Raw genomic sequence first — 24138 nt, 5'->3', positions numbered from 1 at the left:
GATCAATCATTTTAGCGAAAGGAATGGATTGATATAGTTGACGTCAATGTGTCAATCCCAAACAGTCAGAATGATGAATAGCTTTGAAGATTTAATAAAAAAAGAGTATTCCAATATAGCAGGCATTGCTATTAGAAAAGATAATCATCTAATTTACGAAAAATATTTTGATGGGTACACCCAAGATGATGCTTTGCATATAGCATCTGTCACTAAAAGTATCATATCCATTCTTATTGGTATGGCAATCGATAAAGGATATATGAAAAATATAGAACAGCATGTATTAGATTTTTTTCCGAATTACACAGTGAAGCGTGGCGAAAAAACCATTCAAAATATCACTATAGCCAATTTATTGTCAATGACTGCACCTTATAAATACAAATCAGAGCCATATACGAAAGTATATACAAGTGATGACTGGGTAAAAGCTGCATTGGATTTGTTAGGGGGCAAAGGTAGTATTGGGGAATTTAACTATTCTACCGTTGGCACACATATTTTATCAGGTGTTCTTACAAATGCCACTGGTCAATCTGTTCTTGATTTCGCTACAGAGAGTCTGTTTAAACCTCTTGCAATCAAAGCTCCCACTAATACAACTATACAAAATAAAGAAGACTATTTCGCTTTTCTGAAGGATAAATATGTCACTGGCTGGATAGTAGATCCTAAGGAAGTAAATACCGCTGGTTGGGGACTTACGTTAACGACCCGGGATATGGCCAAAATAGGTCAGCTCTATTTAAATGGGGGTGTATGGAACGGTCGCCAAATTCTTTCTTCTCAATGGATAGAGAACAGCACAAAAGTACAAAGTCGATCAGGAGAGCTGTCCTATGGTTATTTGTGGTGGATACTTGATGATTGCTATGCAGCTTTGGGGGATGGTGGAAATGTAATTTTCATAAATCCTCAAAAGAAGATGGTCATTTCGATTGCTTCGCGCTTTATGCCACGTGCCAAGAATCGTGTTGAATTGATTAGAAAACATATGATGCCATTGTTTGAATAATAGCTAGGGATAATAAAAACTCCATTTTGATCAGCATCAATCAAAATGGAGTTTTTATATTGAATGAAGGGTATTAATGAATCAATTTTGCAAATCATCTTTAATGGGCATAAAAGCATCTCCTTTATTGACTACAAAAATAACACAAGTGAAAAATTACAAGCCATCCAAAACAGTTTTGGGGTTCTGTTCAACTTTGTTCAAAATGAGATTAATTTTTAGCAGTATAACCAATTAAGGTATAGCTTTTTTGATCAATTTTTTATTAAACTAACAATAATACTTGCAACACCCATTTTAGTACTGTATAGTACTAATTATGACAAAAGTAAAATTAATGAATCAAAAACGTGTGATTGAAGTAGCTGCAACATTATTTTTAGAAAAAGGGTTTGCTTATACAAGTATGGATGAATTAGTTCGTGTAAGCAAAGTTTCAAAGTCTAATGTGTATTATCACTTCTCTAATAAGGAAGAATTGTTGGAAGGGGTCGTTGATTATTGGATTGAAATGTATCAATCTGCAATAGAGGACTTACTATCTCAAAACCAATTATTAGTTGAAGATCGTATCCAATTGTTTTTAAAGCAAATATCACAAGGAGTTCAGACCAGAGAATATAAGGGGAGCTGTCCATTTATTACGCTTTATATTCAAAGTCCTACAAATGCCACAAAAGTAAAAGAAAAAATAGGTCTTTTTTTTAAAGGCTTACAAACGAAAGTTTCTCTATTCCTTAAACAAGGGGTAGAGAATGGTGAATTTAGAAAGACAATAAATATTGACGAGGTTGCATCTCTTTTTATTACAAATCTTGAAGGAGCGCTATTTATTTCAGAAACACTGGAGGATGCAACTGTAATCATGAAAACAGCAGATCATTTGTTTAACTTGCTTCGATAAAAGAAGCATTTTTTTTACATCAAATTAGTACTACATAGTACTACTAGGAGGATTTTTATGAGAACAGTATTTTTAACGGGTGGAACAGGTTTTATTGGAAAGCAATTAGTGAATGAATTAGTCAAAGAGGATGTGAACATTCTTCTTTTAGTGAGGTCGAAAAGTAAAGCAACACACATTTTTCAGGAAAGAGGCATCTTAAAAGAGGAAAATATGCACTTTATTGAAGGTGATTTAACGAAAATAGACTTAGGTCTAAGTGCTGAAGATAAGGAGTTGGTATTGAAAACGGATGTGATGATTCACGCAGGAGGCTCCATGGATATTCAAGCGACAAACAAAGAGGCAACTTCTGTATTTTTGAATGGCGCCAAACATATTAGTGAATTCGCTAAAAGTATTCATCAATTGAAGGGCTTACAGCAATTTATTCATGTTGTAGGTTATATGAGTCCATTTGATGATAATAATAGCAAGGTTGCGATAGACGTATTTAAAGAAGGAAACAAATTTTTAAAAATAAAAAATCCATATGAGAAAACAAAATTTTTAGCTGATCTTTATATCCGTCAACAGGCATCAGTAGTAGGTTATCCGCTGTCTGTCATTAATCCGCCAACTGTGGTTGGGAGTAGTAAAACAGGGAGTACAGAGCAGATAGCAGGATTAGGTTTGCTTGTGACAAGTATGCGAAGAGGGCTCATGCCAGTGATTCCTGGAGGTAAGGGATATAGGTTGCCACTGATTTCAAACGATGAGTTTGCGAAGTTTATTGTGCAGGTTTTCAAATTGGAGCAGCCGGCTATTCAAACATATACACTTGTTGATGACAAAGAGAACGATCCGAACATTGCTGAATTACTAAGTGTTATGTCGGAAAGTATGAATATGAGGGCACCAAAAATCTCTGTTCCAATGCCGCTTATGAAAACAATAATGAAAAGTGGAGTAAGTAAAATAATAAACATTCCTTCTGATGGACTGAATTTTATCACAAAACGAACATTTTCAAATGGTTCGGTGAAAAACATGAGGGGGGGAGATTGGTTTAAGAAGAGGAGTGTCATGAACTTTTTCCCTGCCGTAGTAGCTGATCTGGATTATCGATTGATGTATCAAAATGGAAAGCATCATCATTTATTTGAGCGAACATTATGCGATAACAATACCCTTTACCAATTACAAGGAGAGGGGAAACCGTTTATGTTATTACATGGTTTATTGAGTGATGGAGAGGATTTATTTCCTTTAGGAAAAGAGCTTCATGAAAAAACAGGCCGTCCTGTATGGATCATGGATCTTCCTGGTTTGGGACGTTCTCCTTTTAAACGAGAGAAAAATCTTTTAAATATCTATTTGAATGTAGTAAAAAAGTTATTGGAGAAAGCTACTAACGGTGCCCATCTAATTGGTCATTCATTTGGTGCGTATATTCTTTTGGAAGCATTAGTACAAAAGTACATAGATAAGAAGTATACAATTACTTTACTTCAGCCACCTGTTGCCAAAAAAAATGCCAAATCAATAAATGTTCCTCAATTTATAAACAAATGGACATTGAAATTCGCAACTACTAATTTGATAGAGCGTTATTTATTAAGTAATGGTTTATTTGAAAATATGGAGAGCATCCCTGAACATTATATTCAAAAAATAAGTAAAAGTTTTACTTCTCCCAGAATTTTAAACACTACCGTTCAGCTTAACAGTTTACTATCGAAAAACGTTCAAGGTGATTTCAATGAAGTAACAAAGTATAATCTTCATATTATTTGGGGGGATTCTGACAGAGGCTATTCTGCTCCTTCGCATCTGGGTAAGGTTGATTTTGTTCCATATGGTCATCATTTTCCTCTTAACCATCCGAGTGAAACGGCTAATTTGGTCATAAAAAATAGTAGTACTAGAAGATGAGCGTGTGGGATAAATAAAAAGCATGTAGTAAGATCGTTGTGTCTTTGAAATAAAGTGGCTTTGTGAAGAAATATTCTTAAACTCCCATGAAAGAACGTTTTTTAGAAAATGAACTTGCAAATGAAGATGAGATCTTTCTTCGGTAAAAACTAATGTTTAGTATCCTTTGATATTACAGTCGAAAAAGTATACACCTAACCAGTTGTCGAAATTTATTTGACGACTGGTTATTTAGTATTGTTCTTCAGAAGAAATTATAATGAACTTCCATGTTGTTTATCATAAGTAGTTGAAGTTATTGGTAAACTCAAATGTAATCAAAATTATGCTGTTAATTAAATTTTTCAAGTAAGTTGAAAGAGTTGATGCTTAAAATCTTACTTAGATCCAAAGTTTTTCATCTAGTTCAAGGGCTGTTACTAGAAGATGAATTGCTTACATTGAGAGAACGGTTGAAAAGCGCTTTGGTAGACCTCAAGTGAAAGTAAAACATGCACAAACGATGAAAAGAATATGAAATTGAAGTAATTTTAGAAATTGCATAAATTTTATACAGTTTCTTCTTTACTTTTAAATAATTATTTTGTAAGATAAAGCCAAATTCAAAAGTGGCCAGACCACTTTTGAATTCATTCAGTATGAGACCCCATCATCTGAAGGTGGTGGATTTTGTTTCTTTATAGTAGGTATCCAAACACCTATTGAATGAAGATAAAGTCTTTGGATGCAATGTTTATCTGCGCGAAAGGAAAGCGACAGCGATCATTATTCCAAGGCGAATAGATTGACCGAGGAGTTGATCGTATGGATAAAAAAACCGAACAAAAGAAAGTGTTTTTAAATATCGTCCAACAATTACGACAACTTATAAAAATGAAAAAAATACGGGCTGGTGAAAAGTACCTTCCGAACGAGCCCTTTCAGAACATCTGGGTGTCGGGCGAACCTCTGTGAGAGAGGCATTGCGAAGTTTAGAGTTGTTAGGTCTTATTGACACAAGAAATAGGGGAATTAGTTTCTAGCTGCTACACAAAAGCATCGGCTCGTAGAAATATTGTCGATGTTTATATTAGAAGATGAAACCAAAAAAGGATGTCGAATTAACGCGACAAATTCATGACATGGAAGCCATTCACGTTATAAGTTGTACAGTGACTCTGCGAACACTACCTATGTGGGACAGTTTTTTTTGTAAAGCTAGAGATAGAGGTACGATTAATTGTCTGGATGTTTTACGAGAAATAATCATTACGTCAGGAAATCGTCTTTCACTAAAGGTCGGGTTTCAGTTAGCAGTTTATGACGGTGACCGTTTAAATCGAAACACAACAAAAGTAGCAAAATTAATTATTCAAACTATGTTGAAATCGATGCAGCTTGGTTATGAAAAAGAAGCATTAAAAGCTTACGAACAGTGGATGAATGCTGAACAAGGCATTTAGACAACAAAGGGGGAGTAAATCATGGTAATACGTAGCTTATTTAGTAAAAAGAAAGAGGACGGACAGGAAAAGGGATTTCCAGAAGGACTTATGACCAAATGTCCAGAATGCCGTCACATTCAGTTAACAAAGGAATTAGAAAGAAATCATAAAGTGTGTACAAAATGCGACCATCATTTCAAAATGACTGCACAGGAGCGCGTAGCATATTTCTTAGATGAAGGTTCATTTGTTTCAATGGATGATCATTTACAAACAAGTAATCCACTCAATTTCCCTGATTATGTAGAAAAAATTTCAGTGGCTAAACAACAAACAGGATTAAGTGAAGCTGTACTGACTGGGGTAGGTACTCTTGATGGAGAAGAAATTGTTGTAGCCATTATGGATTCTCATTTCCGTATGGGCTCAATGGGCTCCGTTGTAGGAGAAAAAATCACACGTGCCGTTGAAAAAGCTATTGAATTACGTGTACCGGTTATTATCTTTACTGCTAGTGGTGGAGCGCGCATGCAAGAAGGTATACTATCATTAATGCAAATGGTAAAAACGAGTGTGGCATTAAAACGTCATAGTGAAGAAGGACTATTATTTATTTCAATCATGACGCATCCTACATACGGTGGCGTTTCAGCAAGCTTTGCTTCTGTTGGAGATATTAATATTGCTGAACCACAAGCATTGATTGGCTTTGCTGGTCGCCGTGTAATCGAAGAAACATTAAGAGAAAAACTACCAAATGATTTCCAAAAGTCAGAGTTTTTACTAGCACATGGTCAGCTTGATGCAGTTTTCCATCGGAAGGATTTACGAAACCAAGTAGCAATGCTTGTAAAAATGCATACAAAAGGCGGTGTGCAACATGTCTAAAAATTTAGCTTTTGAAGAACCGGTAGTACAATTACGAGAAAAAATTGATGAATTAAAAACGATTGCTACAAAGGCAGATGTTGACATGACAGGCGAAATCGAAAAGCTTGAAACACGTCTAACACAGCTAGAACAATCTATTTATGCCAATATGAAGCCCTGGGATCGTGTACAGGTTGCTAGACATCCAGAACGACCAACAACTTTACAATATATAGAAGCTATGTGTGAAAACTTTATTGAGTTACATGGAGATCGCGCATTTGGTGATGATGCAGCTATTCTTGGAGGAATTGCTCTCTTTGAAGGACAGCCTGTAACAATTGTTGGACATCAGCGCGGAAAATCAACTAAAGAAAATATTCGACGAAATTTTGGTATGCCACACCCTGAAGGATATCGTAAAGCATTACGCTTAATGAAGCAGGCGGAGAAATTTAAGCGCCCAATTATTTGTTTTATTGATACGAAAGGTGCCTATCCAGGTAAGGCAGCCGAGGAACGCGGCCCGAGTGAAGCCATTGCCAGAACTCTTGCTGAAATGGCGATTCTAACAGTACCAGTTATTAGTATTGTTATTGGGGAAGGCGGAAGTGGCGGTGCAATTGCATTAGGCGTAGCTAATCGAGTCTTTATGTTAGAGAACTCAACGTATTCGGTTATCTCGCCTGAAGGGGCTGCATCGATCTTATGGCGAGATGGTAGCCTAGGGAAGCAAGCTGCAGAAGCAATGCGGATAACAGCACCTGACTTAAAAGAGCTTGACGTTATTGATGGAATAATCCCTGAAATAACGGGTGGAGCACACCGCAATGTTGCGAAGCAAGCATTTAATATAAAAAAGTGTATAAGCGTCACACTAAAAGCATTGAATTCTTTAAATGGCGAACAATTAATTGACGATCGCTATGAGAAATTTAGAAAGATGGGACAATATACAGAAGCTTAAATTTATTTTTAGGTTTTTGGACATGTAAATTTGTTCGTAAAGAGATAAAAAATCAACGTTTGCAACAAACTTTTAATCAAACTTTATTCCAAACCAACATGAGCTAATATCGATTCTATTTAGAAAATCGTGAATTAAAGACTAAAATATACAAAAGTTAATTATAATAATTCGATATTAAAATAATCGTTTTTTATCAATCATGTTTTCATGGGTTATTTTTATTTTTATAGTTAAAACATTTGAGTGTCTATGTAAATCCATTTCGTCTCACTATTATTAGTATACTTTTCAATGAAACAAAACTTCCTATAATTTATATTATGTAAACTAAAATTATTTGGCGAGGAGGAGGGCTTAGATACGTCAACTACCCATAATATCTGTACTTTTCGACTTGTCATTCTGAAGTTCCTTATAATTATCATGTGAACGATAACTCTCCTTTTTTACGATAATGGGATGATTTTGTACCAGATAATAATTATTGTTTAATACGATTTCTGGAGGTTTTATACTTGCAACTACATGCTGCCATTGATGAATTTGTTTTGTATATCGAGATTGAAAAAAATTACTCAGTTAATACGGTTACGAGTTATGAATACGATTTACAGCTCTTCTTAAGCTTTTTAAAGGATCATGGCTGTTCAACCAGTTTAAATGAGATTACCAAGACCCAAGTACGTCGCTTTATCCAGTATTTATGATAATCACTAGAACAAAAATCTCGTTCGGTCAAACGTAAAATTTCATCCTTAAAATCGTTTACCCAATATTGCTTAAACAATACCTTTCTAAGATTTTACGCGAGGGATTGAATCGCCAAAGACCGCTGAAAAACTTCCTGTCTATTTGACCTTAACAGATTTAAGCAGCTATTTGACTATTTAGAGCGCGCCCAATCACACTTTTCGATGCAGAAATGAGCTAATTGTTTAAGTTATTAAAAACTGGTCTAAGTCGTTCTGAACTTGTTTCATTGACATGGCAACAAGTTTATTTGATCGTTTATTTGATCGATGAAACGGTTCGAATTGATAAAAAAAGAAAAAAAGAGGGGATATTAACCCTCCATCCACACTTAATCTCCCTTCTGGCACCCTATAAAGCGTCTAAAGTCAGCGCTCCCACCTACCCGCTTCACGCTGCATCATTGCGGCACATTTGCGACACTGATGTGGACAAAATTAAGAAAACGTTGACTTACGAACACTTCAAGAACTTCTTGGTCATGAAAGTATTACATCAACTCAAGTCTATACCCATGTTGAGTTTGAACAGAAAAAGAAAGCCATCGATTCTTTTCGTATTTTTTTATTGCTCTACATTTAGATAGAAAGAAATTAACCGTAATTATTTTAAATACATATGAAGTTGTTAATAGGTAACCAAAAATTTTATTAATTCATCATACATTCTTTCCGAATCATGCCCGAGCCAAATTAAATGACCCCAATTTTGAAGAATACAAAGTTTCGAATTTGTGATGTTATGTTGTGCATGATATGCATGTTCAACAGGTGCAGCACTATCATTTATACTATGTAAAATTAATGTAGGACACTTAATTGAGCGTAAATCAGCTACAGAAATTGTTCCAGTTTGTGATAAGTCAATCATAAAACCATATCCAGAGCGTTGTCTATTGTTCATTTTACGAAACATCTCAATATCAACATCAGTAATTTGAGCGACTACTTCAATATAAGGCAGTTTACTAAAAGAAGGGACCATTTGTTTAAACATAAATTCGGAAAATCGGTTACTTAAGTGACTAATTATTCTCCAAGTATATTTTTCTATAGTAGGACGAAATAAAATTTTGGCTGCTTTATATTCCATATCTTTAGATGCAAGCCATTGTTTCGTTACGGCCGATTGTAGAGTAAGACTTCTTACACGTTCTGGATAATTAGAAGCAAAAAAGATTCCACTTGGTCCTCCAGCAGAAATGGCAATTACATGTACCTTTTCGATATTCAAATGATTGAGTATAGTTAAATAAGCATGGCAGGCTGTTTGAAGATCTTTCCCGAGAAGTGGATCTGTATTACCATATCCAGCTCTAGAAGGAGTTATTATTGAATAACCTTGTTGCAATAATTCAGCGTAGCCAAACTCTTCTTTACAATTAGAATGGCCACCATGAAACACAAGTATTGGTGTACCTTTTCCGATAATTGAATATTCCATTTTTCTTCCAATATCGTCAATGAAATGATCGATAACTCTTTCCTGATAAAGCTCCGTTTCCCCCATTGAAGTCTGCACAACTTACACCCCTTTTTTTTAAAAAAACTTAGAATATTGATACATATATAGGATCTAATATCGTTTTATTCTTTTATTAACTTCTTGTACATTTAGTTCTACAAAAAAATGTGTAACCCTGCCTTTTTAGATGAGAAAAGAATTGCACGATCATTACATTGGATCTTTAATGAAAACGAGCGCTATTTCTTCTTACAGTATCACACTCAATTGTTGAATATCACATGGGAGTTTTTTCAACATTATAAACGGTTCAGTCCTTAAAACTTCTTTTTCATTTTCTGAGACAATCATAATACGGACTTCTTTTGCATTTGAAATGATTCTTAATATACGAATAAGAAATGTCCAGACTTGTATATGAACAAGAATCTACAGACCCTTCGTTCATGATATTGGTTCAAACTCTACAACAGTTGTTGGGCTCTCCATAGATTTTTATCAGCTATGATTTTGTCAATTAGTTCGATACCATCTTGTTTCTTCATTTCCATGTTTACATCCCTCCAAACTCTTATATGCTGCTTTGCTTCCAGCTTATCCCTCTATAAGTAGCCATCTATTCGGTCTATATCCCGATGTTTTCTGTGCTTCGGCGGGATGTCTCCACCTCCTCCTTGTTTCTTTCAAGATTTGAGTTTGTTCTGTCCTTCACCATAGTTGACTTGGCTCATCTGACTATCACTAGTCAAATTGTTAATTAAAATAACCCTCAAGAGACCTCCCCGGGTAAGCACAGCCACTTTCCTCTCATATAACCGCCAAATTTACTGTATGGGATTCGAACAGTATTAGACTTCGCTTTGTTATGCAAGCTTATCCATCCTAAGCCAGCCTTCTATCTGATTTCTGTTCAACAGTTTGAGAGTTTGCGTCCGATTACCTCCAGATTCCACGTCGCCATGGACACCCCTGTCTTTTGCTAACAGGTCCTACTGCCAAGCCTGTATGGACTTTTACCATCGAGTTGTTGTACATGCCGGGCACACATAAAAAGCGTTAATCCATTTGGATCAACGCTTCATTTATTCATCTTGTTTAAAAATTAATCTCTTTGCTTAACTAATACGAAACAATAAGCTATAAAAACAGTGGTCAATAGTAACGCAAGTAATGTCCATCCATTAAAGAAGATATTATTTGAATATGTGTTAAGTAATGGAATTTGAGTTATTTTAGTAACTGAATCATTATTTTCAAAGACTAATAATCTAAATTCTCTTGCTTCTTTAAAAGTAAAGAAATATATAATACTCGAAAGAAGGAATGAAAATATAATTATTATTTTATATTGCATTGTCTTGAAAGTTCTTTTAGCAAAAGAATATGCCATTTTAAATGTACCAATAATCGAAACTATCAAGAACGGGATTAAAAATACTAAAGGAAAGAGTCCTGGATTACCATTACTAATATTATTCTCTGAACTACCTATCAAAACTGGTTCAGTTAAAAAATTAATCAAGTAAAAGGCGATAGAAGTTACAATAATGTTTAAAGAATAAAAAAACAGTGATAATTTATTCACTTTTCCCCCTCACAATCTTTAAATTATCTACTCATGTAAACTGTATTGATTTTATCAGATATACTTGTCCAACTTACATAATTAGTAGATGTATTATATTGTCCACCGTTTGGATCTTTATAACCTACCTAATTTCCGCCTTCAGTATCATAACCATGTATTAGTCTCCAATGGTAGTTTTCTCCACTAAGTAATAACCATACTGCTCCAACAGGATTATTATCGTTTATCGCTGTTTGGATACCTCCAAATGTTGGTGCACCACTAGAATTATAGTTCCATCCTGTCATGTCATGATTTAAGTGAAGTTTTAGACCATTTGCAAAAGAAATATCTAAAGTATTTTCTGAAAATGTGGAAACCTCATTCGTTTGAATTTGATCTTGCTTTGCTTGTATTGAAGTCCAAATTTATATCTTTGAAGTTCTCTAGCACCCTCGAAATCCTTAGCTTTTTGAGTTTTCTTATAATATAACATTAGATAGATATTTCAAATAATTTCAACTATTACCATCTTACCATTACCATCTTTATTATGCTCCCATAGTCGTTGAAAAGGTTTTTCTGAAATTAGATTCCACAATTCTTGGAATGTAATTTCCCCCTTGTTATTAATTATAAAAACAAGATAAATAAATCATTAAATTCATCCATCCTTTTTAAAATTGATGATTTTTGGAAGATAAACTTTAAAAATGAAAAAAGATGATATTGATAAAAAATTCTAGATGAACTCCATAATAACAGCCGTTTATAAATGAGCGAGCTTGAAAGAAGGGTACATCTGTCCTACCCATCAGTAACGGAACGTGTAAGACAAGTTGATTAGAAGAAATTAGGTTTACCAATCCAATGCATAATTGAAGCCACTGTAAAAATGGTGACTATAAATCTTTTTAAAATTATATCGAGAAACTTCCTAGTATAGAATTTCGTGAGCATAGCAGGGAGCGCGTACTATATGTTTAATCTTCTTTCCATTAAAACTGTATCATGCCATATCCCATCTAACTGAGCAATTTTTTCTCTTGTACCAACAATTCGAAAGCCCATCTTTTTATGTAATTGGATACTTGATGTATTGATCGCAAAGTTGGATGATCGGAGTGTCCAAAACCCCTCCTTTTCACTCGTTTCTATTAGTAATTTAAAAAGCCTTGAAGCAATACCCTTGCCTTTATGATCACTTGATAGATAAACACTAACTTCTCCCACTCCAGAATAAACAGCGCGTGTAGAGACAGGGGAAATACTAATCCAACCAACTACTCTATTGTGTTCTTCTGCAACAAAGCGCAAGGCCGCATGATGTCTTTCATCCCATACCTGTTTACTTGGCACAATTGTTTCAAAGGTTGCCATCCCTGTTTTGATTCCCTCTTTATAAATCTTTAATACCTCTTTTAAATCCTTCTTTTCCATTTTACGAATAATTAGTGTGTCCATCCCATTTCCCCCTTAGTATTTTAAAAGGACTGCTAGCTTGCGCTAACAGTCAAATTTTTAACAACATGTATTTGATTGATTGACAAGATTAATACTACATACGCCTGTTTCTGGTAATTCTAATTCCACACGTTTCGACGCTTCTTCATCTCCTGATAAATAAGCTGTTATGGAACGAACCTGTTCATAGCCTGTTGCCATTAAAAATGTGGGTGCACGTCCATAACTTTTAGCTCCGACAATATAGAAGTCCTTTTCAGTTTGACGTAGTATTTCTTCACCATGCGCCCTTACTGTGCCACAACTATGAACATTTGGATCAATTAGTGGCGCTAATGCTTGCACACTTTCTGTTGCTGAGTCAATCGAAAGGCGTAATTCGCTGTTAATTGATAGGTCTGGTCTATTTCCCGCATTGACAATAAGCTCTTCAAATCCTGTTAATACTTTTTGTTCTCCGTTTATAGCACCAACAATATGGATGTTCTCTTCTTTCTTCACCTGTGAGATATAGAAAGGAGTTATTACTTCAACCTTACCTGTATCTACTAATTCGTGAATGCGAATACCGAGTGCGCCACGTGCTGCCAACGCATCTTTTTCTTCTCCACCATAGGCTTCTTCTACAGATCTTTTACGCATAATCCACACAAGCTTTGTTGCAGGATTATCTTTTTGTAATTCAGCTAAAGTTAATAAAGTATTGATCGCTGAATGACCACCACCAATGACAGCAACCTTCTTATTTGCATATCTCTTAGGATTCGTATTTATATCTGGAATACCATACTCAATGTAATCTGCTAATGCTTTCTCATTTTTCAGCCATACACCTGTAGAATTTGCTGGGTTTGGATTTCCCCATGTTCCTGTTGCATCAATAACTGCTTTTGCCTCAATAATATCGATGTCATCCTCTTTTTCAACATAAATATTAAAGGACTGATTGAATCGATTTTTTGATTTCATTTTATCATTTAATTGTCGTGAAATACCTACTACTTTTGAGTTCAATCGGATACTTGGTTTTATTTGTTTTAATTCTGCCAAGGGTTTTAAATAAAGATCAATTAACTCATGCCCGGTAGGTATTGTTTCTAAGCTAGGTTCTACCCAATCAGACCCCTCTAATAATGATTTAGCAGCTTTATTGATGTTATATTGCCATGGTGAAAATAATGTAACATGCCCCCAGGTACGAATATTGTGTGCTATTTCATGCCCAGCCTCAAGTAAAATAAATGCTTGCTTTTGTTCCACTAAATGAGCAGCTGTAGCTAATCCAATGGGACCTGCACCAATTATGACAATCGGTAAATTCTTATTGGGGTTATTAACACTCTCCTGTACTTCAATATCCTTAGTAGTACAACAAGATCCATTTTGGTTGATTACTTTTAGTGTTTTCATCATTAAATTCTCCTCTTTTTTATATAAGCATTCACTTATATAAAATGTATTTTTTACGCCTAGCAGTTAGCTAGACGTTGAACTTTGTAATTTACACATTTCAATTTCAATTTCTTTTATAGCCCTTTTCAAATTGCAACCAAGTAGAAGTGCCGTAATGATCTCTATCTCCTTTAAAAAAGAAATCAAATGCAAACTTATTAGCCTGATTCAATGTGTATTCTCTACTTTTCATAATTAACATTAAATAAGCGATAAAATAATTTTTAGTTAATACGCTAGCATGGTTTACTGTCATGATTGTATCCTCCATTCAACGGATTGAAGTATTTCTAATAGAAGTATTACAGCTCCTCAGCTACAAATTGTTCAATGCGTTTACCAATTGCATCACGAACATTTTGAAATACAGCCCACTTTTCTTCATCCGTACCTGTCGCCTTCGCAGGATCTTCAAATCCCCAATGCTCCCGACGAACGTGAGAAGGTGTCATTGGGCATTTATCAGCTGCATCCCCACATAACGTGACAACTAACGTTGCACTGTTTAATGTCTCAGTATCAATTACATCTGATGTATGATTCGAAATATCGATGCCTACCTCTGCCATCGCTTTAATTGCATTCTGATTTACCCCGTGTGCTTCAATACCAGCACTTTTAACTGTCCAATTGGTTGGTAGTAGCTTTTTTCCCCATCCTTCAGCCATCTGACTTCGACATGAGTTACCTGTACATAAGAAATAAAGTGTATTTGTCATAGTAATTGCTCCTTATAATTTAATGGTTTTAAAGTATTTTTTCTGCCAACGTAGGGCAACCCATACAAGTCCGATGAGAACAGGTACTTCTACAAGTGGACCAATAACAGCAGCGAATGCCACGCCACTGTGAAGGCCAAACACGCCAACTGCTACCGCAATCGCCAGCTCAAAATTGTTACTTGCAGCTGTAAAAGAAAGGGCTGCTGTGACAGGATAAGATGCACCTACTTTACGGGAAGAGAAGAATGACACAGCAAACATAATGACAAAGTAAATAAATAATGGGATTGCAATTCGTACCACATCAAGTGGCAGTTCTACTAATTGCTCACCCTTTAAGGCAAACATCATCACTATCGTAAATAACAGGGCAATTAAAGTAAGTGGTGAAATTTTTGGCAAGAATTTTTCCTCATACCACTGTTTCCCTTTTGCTTTAATGCCTATCCATCGTGTGAGGAACCCTGCAGCAAATGGTATCCCTAAGTAAATTAGAACGCTCTTTGTAATCTCCCACATAGAAATAGATACATTGAAATTCTCTAAACCAAACCAACCAGGTAATACATTTAAGAAAAAGTAAGCAAAAATTGAATACGTCACGATTTGAAAGATGGAGTTAAACGCAACTAAACCAGCTACATATTCACGGTCTCCACGCGCTAAATCATTCCATACAATGACCATTGCAATACATCGAGCTAAACCAATCATAATGAGTCCTGCCATATATTCAGGGTAATCATGCAGGAAGATGATGGCTAAAAAGAACATTAAGAACGGTCCGAGTAACCAGTTTTGAAAAAGCGATAGTAAAAGCACTTTCCAATCCTTAAAGACCCGCCACATTTCCTCATATTTTACTTTCGCTAATGGTGGATACATCATGACAATTAACCCGATTGCAATTGGTATGGACGTTGTGCCAATAGACATGGACTCTAAAGCTTCACCAACATTAGGCATGGTGATACTTAATACAACACCTATTCCCATCGCAACGAATATCCAAAGGGTAAGGTAAAGATCTAGAAAAGAAAGCTGCTGGGTTAAAGAATTATTATTCATTATCAGTTCCCCCTACATGGCAACAATCTGTATCACAGTTGCACCCGTTTAAAGGCTGAATTTGTTCTAAAATGCCCTTCATCAGTGGCGTTTGATCCTCTACTAAACGGTAATGTTTCCAAGTCCCTACTTTTCGTTCCGTAATAATGCCTGCCTCCTTTAATTTTCGCAGATGTTGACTAACGGCTGGTTGTGAAATTCCTAACACATCCACAAAATCACATACACATACCTCCCCATTTTTCATACATGCAAGTAATTTAATGCGATTTAAATCAGCTGCTGCTTTTAGTTGTTTTTCAATTAGTGTGTTTTCCATTTAGCTGCACTCCTTATATAATCATTTGCTTATATATTAATTTAAATAAAGTCACCTCGTTAAGCAAAGGTGAATTAATCCGTATATAACTATATTCTTATATTATGATTTAATGTTTTGAATTGCAACAGAAATTTGCCCAATTTGAAAATTTCTTTTTTCAACTCCCTTAAAAACATACTTAAGAATTTTAACAACTTCAAAAACTCCATTTTGAAAAAAGTATTCAAAATGGAGTTACTCCTTTTAAATAAATATTAGATTTTTAAAAAGGTTTGATCAATTTCCAGCTATGTTGTTTAACAAACGCGCCTAATTGTTGAATAAGGATACTTAAATGCTGGAATTGTCAAATTCGATAAGTTTACGAAGAACCTCCCTATTTATTTTATCCCATGAAAAATAAAAGATTTTGTTTCTGCAGTTGCTTGTTTAAACTCCCAATCTCCATAAGCTTGAATTTGTGAAAAGCCTGCCTTTTGTAAAGATTCATAGATTTCTTCCTGTGTTCGGAATTTTAATTGCATTTTTTCACGAATAACTACTTCTTCTGTACGTGTATTTTTCACCGTTTCATAAAACGTAAAAACATCTTCTACAAACCCCTCGTATTCAGTCCAAATTTCAAGTGGCTCCCCGCTCACCTGATTCACTGCAACATCAGGTGTTAAATCCTTTTTCCAATGTTCCCATGCTTTTGCTAATGGATTGCGTGTATCAAAAATAAAGTGTCCTCCAGATTTTAAAGCTCGATATGCATCTGAAATGACGTTCTTCCAACTTTCCTCTGTAAGAAATACTTGCGCAACATTTGCTGTCATTATGACAGCATCAAACATATTGGTTTTTAAGTTTGAGCTATCACCAACAATCCAAGCCACTTCCCCTTGATACTCTTTATTTTTTGCATATTCGATTGCCTCTTCATTCGGGTCAATAGCTATAATATGATAACCAGCTTTAGCAAAGTGGTTGGTCAATCTTCCTGTTCCGCAACCCAAATCAGCTATTTTTTTTACATTTAATTTCTTTAACATTTTTACAAAGAATTCATCGTCTTTGCCCCATTTATTAACTTGGTCATATACTAATGGAATCATTTACTTACCTACTTTCTTCATCTACTCATTATTTCTCTTAAACTACTTATTAAAGAAATGCGCCCTATTATTGAATAAGCTATTGCATGATGTATTCATAATATTCATTAGTTTGTTATAGCACGTAATTACGCTACATCTTTATAAGGCAAGACAATAAAGGATATCTAAAATCGCTTTTACCCGTTATTTAGGGCAATTACTTCTTTACCACCCATATATGGTCTTAAAACTTCAGGAAGTACTACGCTTCCATCGGCTTGTTGATAGTTTTCTAGTATAGCGGCAACTGTACGACCAATCGCAAGACCTGAACCGTTTAATGTGTGAACATATTCTGGTTTTGCATTTGGTTCACGACGAAAGCGAATATTTGCGCGTCGTGCTTGGAAGTCCACAAAGTTTGAGCAAGAAGAAATTTCACGGTACATGTTTTGTGCAGGAATCCAAACTTCTAAATCATATTTCTTCGCTGCAGTAAAACCTAAATCAGCAGTGCACATTTTTAGTTTACGATATGGTAAGCCTAGTAATTGCAGTACTTTTTCAGCATGACCTGTCAACAACTCTAGCTGTTCATATGACTCCTCTGGTTTTACAAAGCGTACTAATTCCACTTTGTTGAATTGGTGCTGACGGATTAAACCACGTGTATCACGACCCGCAGAACCTGCCTCTGAGCGGAAGCACGGACTATAAGAAGCAAAGCCTTGGGGTAAAGCCTCAGCCAATAAAATTTCATCACGATAGAAGTTTGTTACAGGTACCTCTGCCGTTGGAATCATGAAATAATCTGTTTCCTCTAATTTAAATAAATCTTCCTCAAATTTAGGGAGATTTCCAGTACCCGTTAAGCTATCACGATTAACAATGATAGGTGGCAGCATTTCCTCATAACCATGCTCTTCTGCATGTAAATCCATCATAAATGTCATCAGTGCTCGTTCTAAGCGAGCTCCAAGACCACGGTAGAATAAGAACGGCTACCTGTTACTTTTGCTCCTCGTTCAAAGTCAACAATCTTCAAATCTGTAGCAAGATCCCAGTGTGCTTTAATGTCAAAATCAAATGTTGGAATTTCGCCCCAGGTATATTCTTCTATATTGTCGTCCTCTGTTGTGCCTACTGGTACAGATTCGTGTGGAATATTTGGCAAGCGCATCATCATATCTTTAAAGTGCTCTTCCACATTATTTAGTTGAACATCTATCTCTTTAATTTCATCACCAACCTGACGCATACGAGCAATAATTTCATCTACATTCTCCTTGTTGCGCTTCATAATTGAAATCTGTTCAGATACTTTATTGCGCTCTGCCTTTAATTCTTCTGTTTTAGCAATTAACTCACGACGCTTTGCATCTAAATCTTCAAAATCATCTAAGTTTCCTAAATCTTCATTACGTGTTAATAGAATTTCTTTAATTTCCGTGAAATTATCACGTATGCGTTTAATATCTAACATAGTCATACCTCCAGTAAATTTAATGATGGGAATCGTTGCATCCTTTAAGTCTTGGTGTAATTGCGTTGTAAGCTAAACTCAAATAGCTCCATTTTGAATAAAAATATACACAAAAAAGCCCCCACCCCTAAAAAGGGACGAGAGCTACCCGCGTTACCACCCTAATTGATTAAGGCATATGCCTAATCCACTTATTTTATAACGGCATTTCAGCCGGCAACAGCCTACTTACATTACTTCGACTGTGCAACTCCAGGACGGATTCACAAGTGCTTTTATCAGCTTCCACCGACCGCTGACTCTCTAAAAAAAACGTGCTTGCTACTACTTCCCATCATCGTGTTCAGTTATTTAAATTTTAACCATACTGTACTATATAAAAACAAATTTTTCAAGTCATTCCATAGGATACAAATTATTCTAGAAATTTTATTACCTTAACAAGATACTCCGCAATCTGGCCCTAAAATGAGAGCGAGCGCTGATCCTTATTACAGAATCGCGCCCGATTGCTGAAGATTGTTCTAACTAAGGCACACTATAGTTTAAGTGAAATTGTTCACAAAATGTAATCAGTGTTTTAATATCTCGGATAACGCCTGTTCCTCACCATCTAACATCGAAGTAACGATTGTCATAAAATCTTCAGCTCCAATTTCAAAATGACCTCTACGAAATGGATATCCCCAATTGCGATTTCCACGCGTAAAAGTGAGCTGGTTTAACAACAATGCAATCTTAACTTCTCGACAAGGAATATAACGCATATCTCTGCGAAATGGCACAAACGACTCCGACACATGATGTTTGTAAGCACCGTTATCCGTAACCTGACCAATAGCAGTAAATGCTTGAACTGGCTTCCCTTTGGACATGTCTGTCCGAGGGGAATAGTATATCAGCCAATCACCTGGAGACATTTTACGCAAAGGTGCTGCCTTACCGTGACACAATTGTGCAAAACCACCTTCTATGGCTAAATTCACATGAGAAGCGGATACAACGCCAATCCAATATCTGCTTTTCTGACTTGTTTTATTCGACATGATGCATCCCCCCTACTCTTCAAATGCTAAACACGTTTTCAACCGATCCAATTGTAAAAAATGATGTCTGTAATGCATTTCAATCAACATAAACCATTCCTGCGCGTTTAAAGCACCGAACGCCGGATGAAGTATCTTGTTACTTACAGGCGCTTGAAGTAGAACTGATTCCGTATTCCTCATCTGTTCCACTACACTGTTAAGTCCTTCTACCAAATGCTCCATGCTCTCTGGTGGTTGCGGAGTATACATCGGAGAAGCAGGGACCTTATTACGAACAGCTGGAAATTGTTCTAGTTTAAAAACAATCTTACCCTGCTCAGTTTTTTCCTTCGTTGGGTTCAATGTCGATTCGCTACCAGCTAAACATTGCTCGACATTATGTTGATGCATGAAAGCTGATTGAATTAAATGTACATACATCTGTCCAATGGACCAATCTTCTTCGTTCAGCTTTCTATGTAATTTATCCATATTGAGTTTTGTCAGTTCTTCCAAATATCTTTCTACTGTAAGTTCAAATGACTTCAATACTTCCTTTGTACTTTTCATCCTTTAAGCAGCTCCTCTTCATTTTGGTATAGTCACAGTATAAAAGAACACTACTGACAGGTGTATGTCAGTAGTGTTCTAAAATTTTTTTCGCTACTTCCCGAATCTTGAAGCGTAAAGACTTCGGCTCAATCACCTCGATATCTCCGCCCCAGCCGAGTAAATGATGTAATAGTTCCTCTGGATACCGAACACGAAATTGAAAGATTACATCCTCATTCCGCTCCTCAATGGATGCAATATAAAAATTAACTGCCTCAATGATTTTGTCGGCAATTTCGGGGTTTGCCCTCATTATTATTCTTTCATCTCGATTGTCAGGTGGTCGATAGCTACTAAGGTCAAAATCATTTGGTAGAAGAAATTGATCTTCCAACACAGAAAGTTCGGACATCCGGGACAAGCGGAAATGTCGCATTTCTTGTCTCATATCACAATATGCTAGTAAAACCCAATTTTCATGGACAAGTGTTAATCCATATGGAGAGACCACACGTTTATGCTTCCGATTCCCATCTGTTCCTGGCATTTTTTTAATATACATAAAACTGATTTTGCACTGTTTCAAAATTGCATCGCGAACTTGATTAAGATACGTTTTTACCCGCTCTTCAGTTGACTGCTCGCCTATATGAAGCAGTCGCATTGTTTCCCGAACAAGCCTTGACTCGTTACGAACTGACTCCGACAAAGTAGCCTCGATTTTGCGTTTAGCGGACTTTGCATTAATACCATAATCTGTATCCAACCTTTGCTCGATAAAATCAGCTCCCATGAGCAGGGAGACGGCCTCTTCGGCTGTGAACCTAACCGGGGGTAGAAAATATCCTTCCATTAAGGAATATCCCTGACCAGGGGCGCCTAAAATGGGAACCCCAGCCTCACTTAGAGTTTGAATATCCCTATATATGGTACGCACACTTGTCTCAAATTGAGAAGCTAAATCTTCTGCTCTCAATGTTTTACTTCGCTGTAATTCAAGCGTGATTGCAAGCTGCCTCTCAGTTTTGTTCATTTTTTTCCTCCACCATTTCTACATTCTATTACGGTACTTGCCCAATAGTTGAGTAACAGCAAACAATGTAATTGGGCTATATCCCTGGATTCGTTTGTATGATATCAAGTTTGCTTAGAGTCATGGTACAACAATTGATAATAGTTGCTTCAATTAAGAATTTTTAAACACCATTCAACTAGATTTTCCTGTTAAAACAGGTATTCACCCATGTTTTCACGAAGTCTTAATCTAATAATTCTTCAGCAAATTTAATCATCCTTAGTCTCAAATTGCACATATTTCTTATAATATCATAAAAATTTTTGTACTAGACTGCCCCATTTGTTGAACAAAAAAATCCTGCATATCGACACAGGATGTTTAAACAAACTTGATTATAAATGATCAATTTTTTTATAAAACTACAAAGGCTACCTGTGAATTTTTCATACTCAAGTTAAACCTTTCCAAAGTATTTCCATTTTACATGCTTCATTAAACCTTGCTATTTCACTATTAACGCTGGGCAATGAACATGTTTCATCACTTTGTGGCTGACACTTCCTAACACCATCTCTTGTAAAGTATTTAAGCCTCTGCTACCAATGATAACAAGATCAACTTGCTTTTCATTTGCGTACGTCACAATTATATGACCAGGTGTACCATGTAAAATCATTAATTTGAAGTTACTACCAGCAACTCTTAAAACTTCTTCTACTGGTGCTACCTTTCGTTTACGTTCTAATAATAAACTTTCACTAGATACAGCATGTAACACTTCTGTTTTCGCCTTTTCAAAATCTGCCACATACACCATTTCAATCAGTGAATTCTCAGAAGCAATTTTGACTGCCTCTTTTGCGGCACGCATTGAATTCTCAGAACCATCAACAGCCAATAAAATATGTTTATACATATATATCCCCCTTAATGTGATACACTTACATTTAATAATTGGTTATATAATTTTTCACTCGCTGGGTTCATGCCAATGACTTTCACTGTTTTCCCCTGCTCTTCTAACTTCGTGACGACTTTTACGACTGCACCAACTGCTGATTCATCCCATAAATGGCTACTTGTTAAGTCGATTGTAACGATATCAGCCTTAACTGCTTCAAGTGTTTGGACAAATTTTTGTGTAGACGCAAAGAATAAAGGACCTTCTACAATAAATGTACCGTTATCTTGATGTATTCGTACCTTTGAAATCGTTGCAACAAAGAATAAAGAACTTAAAATTACTCCTAATACAACTCCAATCGCCAAGTTATCTGTATAGACAACTACAGCTACGGTTGCAAGCATAACGAATGCCTCACTTTTAGGTGCTTTGACAATATATTTAAACGATCCCCAATCAAATGTACCAATACTTACCATGATCATAATTCCTACAAGTACTGGCATTGGAATATCAACCACGATGTTGCCAAGTACCAGGATTAAGAACATTAGGAACATCCCAGCCACAAGTGTTGATAGGCGTCCTCGACCACCTGATTTTACGTTAATCATCGATTGTCCGATCATTGCACATCCCGCCATACCACCAAAGAAACCGTTAACGATGTTTGCAATTCCTTGTCCACGTGCCTCAATATTTTTATTGGATTTTGTATCCGTCATATCATCAACAATTTGTGCGGTCATTAGTGATTCCATTAACCCAACAAGCGCTAATGCTAGTGCGTAAGGGAAAATAATTACTAACGTTTCAAAATTAAATGGTACGTCTGGAATGAAAAAATGCGGTAAGCTCTGTGAAATTGCACCTAGATCTCCTATCGTTTTTAGTTCAAAATTAAAAATGAATGTTACAGCCGTTAACATAATAATCGCAATTAACGGTGCAGGTATTGCTTTAATGAATCGAGGTAAAATGTATACGATACATAATGTGACCACGATGAATATATACGTTACATACCCTTCTCGAAAAAAGTGTGGTACTTGAGCCATGAAAATTAAGATTGCTAGTGCATTAACAAAGCCAATCATGACCGAATTTGGTATAAAACGCATGAGCTTAGCAATTCCAAATACACCAAATAAAACTTGAATAATTCCTGTTAAAATGGTTGCTGCTAATAAATATTGTAACCCATGGTCTGCCACCAAATCTGCAATCACGAGTGCCATTGCTCCTGTTGCGGCAGAAATCATTCCCGGTCTTCCCCCAACAAATGCTATAATAACAGCAATAGAAAAGGACGCATAAAGTCCGACCATTGGATCGACACCAGCAATGATAGAAAAGGCAATTGCTTCAGGTATAAGCGCTAAGGCGACGACCATCCCTGATAAGATGTCACCACGCACATTACCAAACCATTGTTGCTTTAAACTTTGCATGATATTCTCCTTCTTTACTAAAATATAATCTTTGAATATCATAGCATTCTTTTCCCAAAAAGGAACCTTTACGGAACTGAAATGGAGTGAAATTATATGATTTACGGTTATCAACGACCCTTATATAATGATGAGGATATGCAAATTCAAACTGTTGCTTTAAAGAATTGTGACCATCTATTTACTGAAAATCATGGTCGTGCGAAAAAGCGATTAGCGCTTGAAGAATTACTCATGACAATAGAAAAAGACGATACCATTCAGGTACTTCGTTTCTTTAGCATCGCGGATACAACTAGGCATTTAGAAGACCTACTAAAAATTTGTAAAAGAGATCAGGTAACTATTCACTTTATGGAGGAAAATATTACGTCCACACAAATTCTTGAAATGCCACTTGAGCAAGTTTTACAATTCTTTTTAACATTTCAAAGTGATATCGTAAAGCAATCAACTACTTTAGGAATGGCTGAAGCAAAAGCAAAAGGAAAATCAATTGGGCGACCTAAGAAATCAGATGAAAATATAAAAAAGGCAATTGAGATGTATCAGTCTGGAAACACATTATTGGATATTAAGAATGAAACAGGTATTAGTAAATCAACGCTTTATCGTTATCTAGAGTCAATAGAATAAAACAACAGTAAATTGAAATCTTTATAACCTATCAATTAAATTAAAAACAAGCCTGCTTATGCGTTAGTTTGAGCAGGC

General features: G+C 35.8%; 25 protein-coding genes, 2 pseudogenes and 1 other annotated feature. Of the genes and pseudogenes, 11 read left to right on the top strand and 16 right to left on the bottom strand.

The genetic code is table 11. From position 1 onward, the window contains the following. Positions 1-46: 46 nt before the first annotated feature. The 10 genes and pseudogenes from ACEVFT_RS15490 to ACEVFT_RS15445 all read left to right on the top strand — a co-directional run. Entirely contained in the window at positions 47-1018 is a 972-nt protein-coding gene (locus tag ACEVFT_RS15490) for a serine hydrolase domain-containing protein (RefSeq protein ID WP_393950618.1), read from the top strand. A gap of 337 nt (positions 1019-1355) precedes the next feature. Continuing rightward, entirely contained in the window at positions 1356-1922 is a 567-nt protein-coding gene (locus tag ACEVFT_RS15485) for a TetR/AcrR family transcriptional regulator (RefSeq protein WP_131520400.1), read from the top strand. A gap of 57 nt (positions 1923-1979) precedes the next feature. Further along, entirely contained in the window at positions 1980-3836 is a 1857-nt protein-coding gene (locus ACEVFT_RS15480; RefSeq protein ID WP_393950617.1) for an alpha/beta fold hydrolase, read from the top strand. Between the two features lie 804 nt (positions 3837-4640). Then, positions 4641-4790, top strand: a complete 150-nt coding sequence (locus tag ACEVFT_RS15475) for a hypothetical protein (RefSeq protein WP_369579076.1) — start codon at positions 4641-4643, stop codon at positions 4788-4790. Beyond that, positions 4766-4858: a hypothetical protein gene (locus ACEVFT_RS15470; RefSeq protein ID WP_393950741.1), complete on the top strand. Its 93-nt coding sequence runs from the start codon at positions 4766-4768 to the stop codon at positions 4856-4858. The genes ACEVFT_RS15475 and ACEVFT_RS15470 overlap by 25 nt, the downstream gene beginning before the upstream one ends. Positions 4859-4912: 54 nt before the next feature. Continuing rightward, positions 4913-5278: a hypothetical protein gene (locus tag ACEVFT_RS15465; protein ID WP_393950616.1), complete on the top strand. Its 366-nt coding sequence runs from the start codon at positions 4913-4915 to the stop codon at positions 5276-5278. Between the two features lie 21 nt (positions 5279-5299). Further along, positions 5300-6148: an acetyl-CoA carboxylase, carboxyltransferase subunit beta gene (gene accD, locus ACEVFT_RS15460; RefSeq protein ID WP_393950615.1), complete on the top strand. Its 849-nt coding sequence runs from the start codon at positions 5300-5302 to the stop codon at positions 6146-6148. Further along, a complete protein-coding gene (locus ACEVFT_RS15455) occupies positions 6141-7097 on the top strand; it encodes an acetyl-CoA carboxylase carboxyltransferase subunit alpha (protein WP_393950614.1) in 957 nt (318 codons plus the stop codon). The genes accD and ACEVFT_RS15455 overlap by 8 nt, the downstream gene beginning before the upstream one ends. A 518-nt stretch (positions 7098-7615) precedes the next feature. Continuing rightward, the gene (locus ACEVFT_RS15450; protein WP_004230351.1) at positions 7616-7807 is read left to right on the top strand and encodes a site-specific integrase; all 192 of its coding nucleotides are present in this window, start codon (positions 7616-7618) and stop codon (positions 7805-7807) included. A 526-nt stretch (positions 7808-8333) separates the two neighbouring features. After that, positions 8334-8432 (top strand): annotated as a pseudogene (locus ACEVFT_RS15445) (hypothetical protein); the annotation flags it as partial. A 45-nt stretch (positions 8433-8477) separates the two neighbouring features. Here the strand turns inward: ACEVFT_RS15445 and ACEVFT_RS15440 are convergent. The 16 genes and pseudogenes from ACEVFT_RS15440 to ACEVFT_RS15365 form a co-directional block, all read right to left on the bottom strand. Continuing rightward, entirely contained in the window at positions 8478-9359 is an 882-nt protein-coding gene (locus tag ACEVFT_RS15440; protein ID WP_039884867.1) for an alpha/beta fold hydrolase, read from the bottom strand. A gap of 1057 nt (positions 9360-10416) precedes the next feature. Then, positions 10417-10899 (bottom strand): hypothetical protein, encoded by a 483-nt coding sequence (locus ACEVFT_RS15435; RefSeq protein WP_004230355.1) that lies wholly within the window; start codon positions 10897-10899, stop codon positions 10417-10419. Positions 10900-11027: 128 nt separating this feature from the next. Continuing rightward, the gene (locus ACEVFT_RS15430; protein ID WP_004230357.1) at positions 11028-11189 is read right to left on the bottom strand and encodes a hypothetical protein; all 162 of its coding nucleotides are present in this window, start codon (positions 11187-11189) and stop codon (positions 11028-11030) included. Positions 11190-11856: 667 nt separating this feature from the next. Beyond that, the gene (locus ACEVFT_RS15425) at positions 11857-12345 is read right to left on the bottom strand and encodes a GNAT family N-acetyltransferase (protein WP_393950613.1); all 489 of its coding nucleotides are present in this window, start codon (positions 12343-12345) and stop codon (positions 11857-11859) included. 57 nt (positions 12346-12402) lie between these two features. After that, positions 12403-13755, bottom strand: coding sequence for an NAD(P)-binding domain-containing protein (locus ACEVFT_RS15420; RefSeq protein ID WP_393950612.1), 1353 nt, complete (start codon positions 13753-13755; stop codon positions 12403-12405). A 106-nt stretch (positions 13756-13861) separates the two neighbouring features. Then, complete coding sequence (locus tag ACEVFT_RS15415; protein WP_205443590.1) at positions 13862-14053, bottom strand: hypothetical protein; 192 nt, start codon at positions 14051-14053, stop codon at positions 13862-13864. 46 nt (positions 14054-14099) lie between these two features. After that, entirely contained in the window at positions 14100-14516 is a 417-nt protein-coding gene (arsC, locus tag ACEVFT_RS15410) for an arsenate reductase (thioredoxin) (protein ID WP_393950611.1), read from the bottom strand. 12 nt (positions 14517-14528) lie between these two features. Then, positions 14529-15587: an ACR3 family arsenite efflux transporter gene (arsB, locus tag ACEVFT_RS15405; protein ID WP_393950610.1), complete on the bottom strand. Its 1059-nt coding sequence runs from the start codon at positions 15585-15587 to the stop codon at positions 14529-14531. Continuing rightward, positions 15580-15906, bottom strand: coding sequence for an ArsR/SmtB family transcription factor (locus ACEVFT_RS15400; RefSeq protein WP_205443593.1), 327 nt, complete (start codon positions 15904-15906; stop codon positions 15580-15582). Before ACEVFT_RS15400 ends, arsB begins: the two co-directional genes overlap by 8 nt. A gap of 383 nt (positions 15907-16289) precedes the next feature. Further along, the gene (locus tag ACEVFT_RS15395) at positions 16290-17006 is read right to left on the bottom strand and encodes a class I SAM-dependent methyltransferase (protein WP_004230369.1); all 717 of its coding nucleotides are present in this window, start codon (positions 17004-17006) and stop codon (positions 16290-16292) included. A 179-nt stretch (positions 17007-17185) separates the two neighbouring features. Then, a pseudogene (serS, locus tag ACEVFT_RS15390) lies at positions 17186-18471 on the bottom strand (serine--tRNA ligase). Positions 18472-18601: 130 nt separating this feature from the next. Beyond that, positions 18602-18818 (bottom strand) — a binding site (T-box leader). Positions 18819-19043: 225 nt separating this feature from the next. Then, entirely contained in the window at positions 19044-19517 is a 474-nt protein-coding gene (locus ACEVFT_RS15385) for an EVE domain-containing protein (protein WP_205443594.1), read from the bottom strand. A 12-nt stretch (positions 19518-19529) separates the two neighbouring features. After that, positions 19530-20069, bottom strand: coding sequence for a DinB family protein (locus ACEVFT_RS15380; protein WP_205443595.1), 540 nt, complete (start codon positions 20067-20069; stop codon positions 19530-19532). Positions 20070-20136: 67 nt separating this feature from the next. Then, positions 20137-21084: a helix-turn-helix transcriptional regulator gene (locus ACEVFT_RS15375; RefSeq protein WP_205443597.1), complete on the bottom strand. Its 948-nt coding sequence runs from the start codon at positions 21082-21084 to the stop codon at positions 20137-20139. A gap of 487 nt (positions 21085-21571) precedes the next feature. After that, the gene (locus ACEVFT_RS15370) at positions 21572-21985 is read right to left on the bottom strand and encodes a universal stress protein (protein WP_205443598.1); all 414 of its coding nucleotides are present in this window, start codon (positions 21983-21985) and stop codon (positions 21572-21574) included. A gap of 11 nt (positions 21986-21996) precedes the next feature. Next, positions 21997-23427, bottom strand: a complete 1431-nt coding sequence (locus ACEVFT_RS15365; protein WP_205447507.1) for a SulP family inorganic anion transporter — start codon at positions 23425-23427, stop codon at positions 21997-21999. A 93-nt stretch (positions 23428-23520) separates the two neighbouring features. On the opposite strand from ACEVFT_RS15365, the gene ACEVFT_RS15360 reads away from it, so the two are divergent. Beyond that, a complete protein-coding gene (locus ACEVFT_RS15360) occupies positions 23521-24060 on the top strand; it encodes a recombinase family protein (protein WP_205443600.1) in 540 nt (179 codons plus the stop codon). The last annotated feature ends 78 nt before the right edge of the window (positions 24061-24138 follow it).

Origin of the sequence: Lysinibacillus sp. PWR01 (assembly GCF_043359455.1) — a bacterium.
GTDB classification, from domain to species: Bacteria; Bacillota; Bacilli; order Bacillales_A; family Planococcaceae; genus Lysinibacillus; species Lysinibacillus fusiformis_F.
The sequence above is the reverse complement of the archived record's forward strand: the minus strand, read 5'-3'. Positions and strand labels throughout refer to the sequence as shown.